The following is an 8,721-nucleotide window of genomic DNA, read 5'->3' on the forward strand; positions in this document are numbered from 1 at the left end:
AACGCAGTCCAGGACAACACCGGAATCATCAGCGTCAACCAGAGTTCGGGGAATTTGGTCCATCAGTCCAATATCAGAGCCTTCTATCTGTCCGACCAACCGGAGGCCACTTTCGACATCGGCATTAACCAGACGTCTGAGCTGGATTTTGTCACCTTCACCGAGAGCGGGGTATCCGCCAGAAGAAACTTGCTGGACGGCTCCTTTCAGGACAACACGGTGCTTGTCGGGATCAACCAGTCCGCAGGCAATCTCAATCAGCAGGGGAACCATGCCATCGTGGTCGTCGGCGGCGGGGCGGCACTCAGTGACGCGGAGCTCCAGAGCACCCGTGCCACCAACAGCGATATCGAGGAAGAAGCGGTGGGGGTTCTCGAAGACATGATCACCAACAGCTTCAGCAGCAGCCGGGGAATTTACCAGGTCAGCCAGGCCTCCGGCAGCGTAAACATTCAGGAGAACAACCTTGCCATTTCGTTTCGACAAATCAACCTGGAGTAGCAGCGGCATTGGCTTTACCGCCGTTTTCCGCCACGTCTCTGTTTTGGGTTTGACGGGGCTGCTGCTCGTCGGGCTGGTCTTGATGGCAGGTTGCGCGGGCCTCCATTCCCTGGTCAAGCCAAGTGAGCAGAAAGCGGATTCGTCAACGGAGAACACGAACAAAAGAGCGTTGAATGCCGCCGTCCAGCGATGGATGGACAAACTGAAGCGCAACCAGAGCAGATCGACGCCAGCGGAAAAAGATACCCCGGAAAAAAAACAAGCTTCTGGGCAAGCCGCCGGGGCCCTGCCCGGTCAAAAAAGTCCTGAAAGCACCGCTACCGGGCACCAACGCAATGATCGATTGGGCGAGCCGGGCCAAAGGGGCAGTGTAACGACGATCCGTCTGCCCAATGGCATGTATGTCACCAAAAAAGTGGTCAGTTTAAGAGAGGCCCGGTACACGCATGTCATCCCCCAACGATACGATTTAAGCTGTGGTGCGGCAGCGTTGGCCACCATCTTGAACTATTTTTTCGACCACCGGGTAGACGAAGCGGATATCATCAAGCACATCCTCGCGCGCGGAGACGCAAATGAAATTCAAAAAAAAGGGTTTTCACTGCTGGACTTAAAAAAATTTGCCGTTGACCATGGCTATCTGGCGGACGGATACAAAGTCGATCTCAAGAAGCTCAGCACACTCAAGATACCGGTGATTATTCTCTTTAAGAGCGGAAGTTATTCACACTTTGTCGTTTTGAAAGGGATCGATGACGGCAAGGCGTATATCGCCGATCCGGCTTACGGCAACCGTTCCATGCCGCTGAAGACATTCGAAGAGAATTGGAACGAAGTGATATTCATCGTAGCCACCAAAAACATGCAAAACCGGACCCCACTGCCGATGGAAACCACCCTTTCCGCCCCGGTATTGGCAGCCATGCGCATGAAGGATCTTTTTTCCGCAGGCTTTGCCGGTTTCACATCAGGTGAGTTTTAAGAGGCGCTATGAAAACAAACAAAAAATTCATTTACCCCAGAATAGTTGCAACCACCGGCCTCGTGTTGATGCTAGGCGCGGCGGTCGCCAACGCATTTGAGGGTGATTTCCAGACCGTTGCCGCCACGGGGAATCGCAACCACAGCATTGCCCGGGATGGTTTAATTGCCGCCTCTTTCTACAGGGGCGGCTTCATCACTTCCAGTGCTATTCATTTGACGGACGAAGAGTTGAATGAAATCAGAGGCGGTATCGGCAGTATCAGCTTTGGCATCTCTTTTTCCGGTATCTTTGATAAGCTTGGCAATCTCTCCGGTAAAATCTTTTCCGGCAACGACAACGTACCCCAGGAACTTATCGAAGCGGCCGTCTCGCAATCGAGTTTGAATGGTACGAGACCGGACAGCACGGACACGGCGCCCCAAGGAACCCTGATCGAGACCGCTGAAGTGGATGGGGCCAATATCAGCGCCTATGTGGGGAACTTCGACGGGGCCAGCGGGATTTTCCAGATCAGCCAGTCACCCGGCAGCTACAATGTGATAACCAACAACATGACCATCAACATTTCGATTTATAACTTTGCCAGCGAAACCCAGGCATCGGGACTGCTCCCGCGCTTTTTGGACGCACAATGATCACGGACTGATTCCGCTTCATGAAAGGAAGGCAGAAATGGCCTGTAGATGCAAAAAAACAATCGTATTCCTCCTGTCTGCCATGATAACCGTGCTAACCTACAGCAGCGTATTCCCGCAGGAAACACCGCCTGAGCTTCGCCACCAGCCAGCCAGATTGGAGGTCGTTCAGGCGTACCTCAACAAGCTGGGCTACACGAAAGCGAGGCCATTCAGGGAGAAGGACTTAGAAGGATTGGCGTTTATCATCAAGGACAAACGCACCGAGGAAATCATCAAGCTGTCCGCCCTGTTAAACCCGAATGACCGGTTATTGAAGATCGAATGCCATGATCTGGCCGCTGTGCCTCCCAACCCCGACCGTCTGATCCTGCTGTTTCAAAAACTGACCGAACTCAACGGGACACGCACCATTGGCAAGTATTATGTCAACTTCGACAATGGACAAATCCAATACTTCTACTTTCAAAGTGTATTGGGCGGCATATGTTTTGCCGATTTTGAACGCACCGTCAGATTGATCGAGATCATTCTATTCAACGACATAAAAAACCTTCGTGAACTCAGCGCCTCGTAAAATGGCCGTGTTGGGCCGCGAAATCAGCCCTGCCGGTTGACACCGACGGCCAATCTTACCCGCATCCATCCGGCAGGTACCCCCCGGCCACCCGTTTGAATTCAGATACCTGCAGTTGGCACCAGTGGGATCCCAACCCCAGTACCCTTGCCATCAGGTTTGCCGCGGCAGCGGCGGCCTCCATGCTGGCCGCAGCGTCCAGGATCAGGGAGCGGGTGCGGCGGGCCAGGACGTCCTCCAGGGTCAAAGCCATCTCATGGCGAACGGCCCAGACGACCTCCGCCTTGACATAGGGCAGACGGTCGTGCAGCTTTTCACCCATGGAAGGGTCCGCATCGATGATCCGCCGGATGAAAACCGCATCGGAGCCATAGGCGCACAAGGGGTCTTCCGGATTCATGTTTTTCAGCCACCCGTGAATACGAAGCTTGCGCGTCCGGCATTCGCTTTCCGGCAGGCCGGCAATCAGGGCCGCCTGGTTGATCGTGTCTTCGGCCATCTTGCGGTAGGTGGTCCATTTGCCGCCGGTAATGGTCACCAGGCCCGATTGGGACACCGCCAGGTGATGGTCGCGAGAGATGGCGGCGGTCTTTTTACCCTCTCCCTCCCCCACCAGCGGGCGGAGGCCGGCGAACACGCATAGGATATCTTCCCGGGTGGGGTCCTCCAGCATATACTGGGCGGCATGCTTGAGGATGAACGCGATCTCTTCCTCGAGGGGACGGGGCTCGAGACTGGCTCGATCCACCGGCGTGTCGGTCGTACCCACCAGCACCCGGTCGTGCCAGGGTACGGCGAACAAGACCCGCCCGTCTTCAGTCTGGGGAACCATGATGGCCGTGTTTCCCTTGAGGAACCGTTTGTCCAGCACCAGGTGAACGCCCTGGCTGTGGGTGATAATCGGTGTCGCGGCGGGCTGATCCATGCGCAGGATGTCGTCGGTAAATATTCCCGTTGCATTGACCACCACCCGGGCGCGGACCTGGCGCTTCCCGCCATCGATGGTGTCCTTGAGCGTTACGCCGTCGATCATTTTCCCCGAGTAGGTCAGGCCGGTCACCTGCATGTAATTGACGGGCACGCCGTCGGCGTCCTCGATTGACTGGGCCAGGTTGACGGCCAGTCGGGCATCGTCAAACTGACCGTCATAATAAATCACACCACCGCGCAGCTGGTCCGGCTCCAGGGTTGGAATTCTTTTGAGTGTTTCCGCCTTGGACAGCCACTTGGAGGGGCCCAGGCCCAGCCGGCCGGCCAACAGGTCGTACACCTTCAGTCCCACTCCGTAAAAAGGACCGTCCCACCACTCGTAGTTGGGCACGATAAACGCCTGGTTCTGAACGAGATGCGGTGCGTTTTGCATCAGCAATCCCCGCTCGTGAAGAGCTTCGAGAACCAGTGAAATATTGCCCTGCTGCAGGTAGCGAACGCCGCCGTGAACCAGTTTGGTGCTGCGGCTGGAAGTGCCCTTGGCAAAGTCGTGCTGCTCCACCAGCAGGGTCTTGTATCCCCTTGACGCCGCGTCCAGCGCGCACCCCAAGCCCGTGGCGCCACCGCCGATCACCAGGACGTCCCAGTACCCGTCATAGCTGTCGATGGTTTCGATGGATTTTTTCCGGTTCATGAGCATTTCCTCGGTTTTTATAGAAGCGTCTATTCAGGTAACTCGTCAAAAGGGTTCGAGGATCCGAGGGGCCAAGGGTTCAAGAGATTTTGAGACATAACACGCTGCAGGAATCCGTTCCCACACTGCCACAATTACTCGTTCCCGCCTCAGCCCCCAGTCCTCGGCCCTCTGTCCTCCGCGATTATGAGCACTCCTCGTTTTTCATTGAGCAGGCGGAAAGCACCTGATCCGGATGGGAGCGATCGCGATAAACCGTGATACCCTTAAGGTTCATGTCGGCCGCATCCAGAAAGAGGGTGCGAATCTCGTCTGCCGTGATGGATTCGGGCAGGTTCACCGTTTTGGAAACGGCATTGTCCGTATATTTCTGAAAAGCGGCCTGGATCTTCAGATGCCAGTGCGGGGATACATCCCAGGCGGTCTGAAAGATGCGCTTGTCTATCTCACGCCCCTCCTTGTGGTAGCGTGCATAAATGGGGTGCACATCCATGTAGACCTGATCCACGATCCGACGCCGGACTTCAAAGGCGAAAACGGGTTCGACACTGCTGCTCACCCCAGCCAGGATGCTGATGGTGCCGGTGGGGGCCACGGTAGTCAGGGTGGCGTTGCGCCTTCGCTTGACCCCCCTGGCAGGAAACACGCTCTGTTGAAAAGCGGGAAAATTTCCCCGGCTGGCAGCCAACTCGGCCGAGGCTGCCTCGGCATATTGCTGGATCCGGGACATGATCTCTTCGGCCAGCTGCAGCGCCTGGTCACTCTGGTAGGAGACGCCGAGAAGAATCAGCATGTCGGCAAAGCCCATGACCCCCAACCCGATCTTTCGGTTCATCCGACTCCCTTCCCCGGTACGGGGTATTGGGTGGCGATTCACCTCCACCACGTTGTCCAGAAAATGAACCGCCAGGTGCACCAGGCGCTCCAGGCTCCCGTAGTCGATGGATCCGCCGTCGAGAATCCGGGTCAGGTTGATGGAACCCAGCGTGCAGGACTCGTAGGGCAGCAGGGGCTGCTCACCGCATGGGTTGGTGGCCTCCAGCGACCCCATTTGGGGGGTGGGATTGGTCCGGTTGATGCGGTCGATGAACAGGATGCCTGGATCGCCGGTCTCCCAGGCGCTTTGCGCCATCAAGCCGATCAGGTCGACCGCCGGCACCCGAGCCACTTCGGCGCCGGTTCGCGGGTGGATCAGCGGGTAGTCTCCACGCGCTTTTACACAATCGATGAAGAAGTCATCCACGGCCACGGAAAGATTGAAATTGCACAGCTGGCTACGATCTCGCTTGGCCTCGACGAACGCCTGGATATCCGGGTGGCTGACATGCAGCACGCCCATGTTGGCGCCGGGCCGGATGCGGTTGCGGTCGATGAGGTGCGTGGCCGCATCGAACAGCCGGATGAACGACACCGGACCACCGGTCACCCCTGATGCGGGAAAGATGGTGTCCCCGGCGGGACGCAGCCGGCTGAAGGAGAATCCGGTTCCCCCGCCGGTATGGTGAATCAGGGCCGCATCCTTGAGACTCTGGAAAATCGACTCCAGGTGGTCCTCCACCGGCAGCACAAAACAGGCGGCCAGCTGCCCCAGCGGCCGGCCGGCATTCATCAGGCAAGGAGAATTGGGCAGAAAGGAGAGCGACGTCATGGCCGCCTCGAAGCGATCGGTCGTGGCCCGCACTGAGGCGCCGGCGTCGAAGAGCCGATCCGCTTCGGCCACCACCCGTGCCACCCGCGAAAACACATCCGCCGGCGTTTCGATGGTCTCTCCCCGGTAGTTGCGGGCAAGATAACGTTTTTTAAAAACTTCCCCGGCCAGCGGGGTGAGATGATCGATGCTCATGGATCCACCTTTGACGGATTCGTAAAAAACCGGATATCTGCGTTACGCTTCATCCTTCGTCACTGCGGCGTACCTTCAAGTACGCTGCCTACGGCACCCGCGATAGCGGTATTCTCAGGATTCGCAAGCCTTGATCTCGGGCTTTTTACGAATCCGTCGGAAATGCGACTTTTTACGAGTTCATCACCTTCCAGGCCTGGTTGTTCGCGTCCAAACAGGGTTTGGTTTATTTCGCCCGCGATGCAGCGGTCAGTAGGATGAAAAATAAAATAATCACGATTTCACGCAGTTTCATCTGCGATCAATCGCCTGATCCCGCCGGGATGCCGGGATAGAAGAGGGGAAGCAGCAGGTAACCGATGTAGATGGCGTAAATCAGCAGGGCCAGCACCCCCTCCCATCGGTCCATGATGCGCAACCGGCCGGTAAACATAAAGATGAACAGCAGGATGTTGGCGGCCATCAACACGCCCATATCCACATTGGCCGCCGGGTTGAAGGGCAGCGGCCGAATCACCGCACTGACACCCAATATAAAAAACACATTGAAGATGTTGGAACCGACCACGTTGCCCACTGCAATCTCGACATCCCCCCGCCTGGCGGCCATGACCGAGGTGGCCAGTTCGGGCAGGGAAGTCCCGACCGCCACCACCGTCAACCCCATGACGGCCCGGGGAATGGCCAGGAGGTCCCCCAGGATGACAGCGCTGTCCACGATCCATCGCCCCCCGAACAGCAAACCGCAAAAGCCGACGATCATTTTCAGGGCAATCCGCGCCGCCTTCTCAGCCGGTGCCGGGCTGACGTCCGGCAGGCCGGCAACCGGTAAGGCAATGGATGCCGTGTAGGCGATGAAGATGCCGAAGAACCCCAGCAGCACCAGGCCGTCCGACCGGGAGATCGTCGAGCGGACGGCACCGTCGATATAGACGTCGCTGGCCAGAATCCAAAGCATCAGCGCTGCCAACAGGCTGAAGGGGATCTCCTTCCACACGGTCCCTTTCGAAACGGTCAGCGGACGGGCCAGCGCCGTAATGCCCAGGATTAAAAGGATATTGGCGATGTTGCTGCCCACCACGTTGCCCAGGGCAAGGTCGGTGTTGCCGCTGATCCCGGCCGATATGTTGACGAAAAGTTCGGGGGCCGAGGTGCCGAAGGCCACCACGGTCAGGCCGACGGCCATGGGAGACACATGCATTCCCCTGGCGAGTCGCGCGGCACCATCCACAAACAGGTCGGCTCCTTTGATCAGAGCGACGAACCCGGCCAGCATCAACAGCAAAGGAATGATCATGAGCGCAAACTGCCTTCAGCCGTTCTTTCCACGCCCCCGCTTCCACCATGCCCGTGGGCGAATTCCCAACGCTTGTCCAGGAAATAGAGGATCGGCACCGTCATGCGTGAAAAGAGCAGCGAGGCCACCTCGCCGGCCATCAAAGAGATGGCCAGGCCCTGGAAAATGGGGTCGAAAAGGATCACCGAGGCGCCCACCACCACGGCGGCAGCCGTGAGCATCATGGGCCGGAAACGCACCGCCCCGGCATCGATGACAGCCTGATCCAGCGGCGCGCCTTCTGCCAGTCTCAGCTCGATAAAATCCACCAGGATAATGGAATTTCTGACCACGATGCCCGCGCCGGCGATAAAACCGATCATGGAGGTAGCCGTGAAAAAAGCCCCCATGGCCCAATGGGCCGGCAGGATGCCAATCAGCGAAAAGGGAATGGCCACCATGATCACTACCGGCGTGGAAAAAGACTGGAACCAGCCGACTACCAGTACGAAAATCAGCACCAGCACCACGGCAAAAGCAATGCCCAGATCCCGGAACACCTCGTAGGTGATATGCCACTCACCGTCCCACTTCATGGCAAATCGCTGGTCGCTCTCGGGCAGGGCAGCCGTATGCTGGGCGATGCGGTAGCCTTCGGGAAGGGTGATGGCGTCGATCTTCTTGCGCAGCTCCAGGATGGCATATACCGGGCTCTCCTTGGCGCCGGCCACATCGGCGATCACATAGACCACGGGCATCAGATTCTTGTGGTAGATACTACGGTCCAGCGGGGTCTGCCGTACGGTCACCAGGTCTGACAACGTCACCATGCGGCCGTCGGCGGCGGTGACGTTGATGGCCTTGAGCAGGTCGAGACCGGCCCGCAGGGCCAAGGGCGGCTGCAGCACGATGGCCACATCCTCTTTTTCCTGCGACTGGTGCAGCAGGCCGGCCTTGGAACCGGAAAGGGCGGCCTGCAGGGTCTGGGTGATGTGGGCCACGCTGATGCCGTGCAGGGCGGCCTTTTCCTGGTCGGCCTCGATCTGGTAACGGATCTGCTCCTCTTCCATATACCAGTCCACATCCACCACCCCGTCGGTCTGTTCGAAAATCTCGCGGATTTTTAAAGCCAGCTCCCGCTGGCGGTCGTAGTCGGGGCCGTACACTTCGGCCACCAGGGTGGAGAGTACCGGTGGGCCGGGAGGTACTTCGGCCACCTTGACCCGCGCCCCGTAACGGTCGGCGATGGCCTGCAGCGGCGGCCGCACCCGCTTGGCGAT

At 58.0% G+C, this 8,721-nt stretch carries 8 protein-coding genes; 4 read left to right on the top strand and 4 right to left on the bottom strand.

The genetic code is table 11. The features are described 5' to 3' along the window. The 4 genes from ABYV26_RS15060 to ABYV26_RS15075 all read left to right on the top strand — a co-directional run. Nucleotides 1–501: hypothetical protein (locus ABYV26_RS15060; protein WP_372682178.1), on the top strand; the 501-nt coding region annotated here is incomplete at its 5' end. Then, complete coding sequence (locus tag ABYV26_RS15065) at nt 467–1,483, top strand: C39 family peptidase (protein WP_372682179.1); 1,017 nt, start codon at nt 467–469, stop codon at nt 1,481–1,483. The genes ABYV26_RS15060 and ABYV26_RS15065, both read left to right, overlap by 35 nt. A gap of 8 nt (nt 1,484–1,491) precedes the next feature. Then, a complete protein-coding gene (locus tag ABYV26_RS15070) occupies nt 1,492–2,121 on the top strand; it encodes a hypothetical protein (RefSeq protein WP_372682180.1) in 630 nt (209 codons plus the stop codon). A 37-nt stretch (nt 2,122–2,158) separates the two neighbouring features. Next, complete coding sequence (locus tag ABYV26_RS15075; RefSeq protein WP_372682181.1) at nt 2,159–2,698, top strand: hypothetical protein; 540 nt, start codon at nt 2,159–2,161, stop codon at nt 2,696–2,698. Nucleotides 2,699–2,753: 55 nt separating this feature from the next. Here the strand turns inward: ABYV26_RS15075 and ABYV26_RS15080 are convergent, their stop codons facing one another. From ABYV26_RS15080 to ABYV26_RS15095, 4 genes are all read right to left on the bottom strand, one after another. Next, a complete protein-coding gene (locus tag ABYV26_RS15080) occupies nt 2,754–4,322 on the bottom strand; it encodes an FAD-dependent oxidoreductase (RefSeq protein WP_372682182.1) in 1,569 nt (522 codons plus the stop codon). Between the two features lie 184 nt (nt 4,323–4,506). Then, nucleotides 4,507–6,165, bottom strand: a complete 1,659-nt coding sequence (locus ABYV26_RS15085; RefSeq protein ID WP_372682183.1) for an adenosylcobalamin-dependent ribonucleoside-diphosphate reductase — start codon at nt 6,163–6,165, stop codon at nt 4,507–4,509. Nucleotides 6,166–6,466: 301 nt separating this feature from the next. Beyond that, the gene (locus ABYV26_RS15090) at nt 6,467–7,462 is read right to left on the bottom strand and encodes a calcium/sodium antiporter (protein ID WP_372682184.1); all 996 of its coding nucleotides are present in this window, start codon (nt 7,460–7,462) and stop codon (nt 6,467–6,469) included. After that, nucleotides 7,459–8,721 (bottom strand): efflux RND transporter permease subunit (locus ABYV26_RS15095; protein ID WP_372682185.1); only part of this gene is annotated, 1,263 nt, incomplete at its 5' end. The genes ABYV26_RS15090 and ABYV26_RS15095, both read right to left, overlap by 4 nt.

Origin of the sequence: Desulfosarcina sp., assembly GCF_041551955.1 — a bacterium.
GTDB lineage: Bacteria > Desulfobacterota > Desulfobacteria > Desulfobacterales > Desulfosarcinaceae > Desulfosarcina.